Annotated in this window: 1 pseudogene; it reads right to left on the bottom strand. The window is 38.2% G+C overall.

From position 1 onward, the window contains the following. Window positions 1-196: 196 nt before the first annotated feature. Window positions 197-377, bottom strand: a pseudogene (locus RYX56_RS21430) (IS1634 family transposase); the annotation flags it as partial.

Raw genomic sequence — 377 nt, forward strand, 5'->3', positions numbered from 1 at the left:
AATAAAAATAAAAAAATGCTAAAAACCTTAGTTTTACAAGGTATTTAGCACATTTTTTTCTGTTTAACTGTAAAAGTCGGGAGGTTCTAATTTATAGAGAAGGGTTATTAATAATGTATTTTTTCCCGACTTTAACGGTAAAAATAACGAAAACTCCCCTCTAAGCCGTTCTGTTATCAGGTTTAAGGGGGAGTCTTTATTTTTTTCTTTGTAGATATGCATTTGTTCTTTTATCCTTTTGGCCATACGTCGGGATGTCCTCCAACCCGAGGGCCATAAGGATTTCAGGAAATTCTTCCTCTGCCCTGTTCTTGATGAAAACATCTCTTCCGTCCATGTTCACCGTGGTGACCGTGGCGCTCCGGATGGCATTCTGA

Source organism: Alkalihalophilus lindianensis (assembly GCF_032843265.1).
Taxonomy (GTDB): Bacteria; Bacillota; Bacilli; order Bacillales; family Bacillaceae_D; genus Alkalihalophilus; species Alkalihalophilus lindianensis.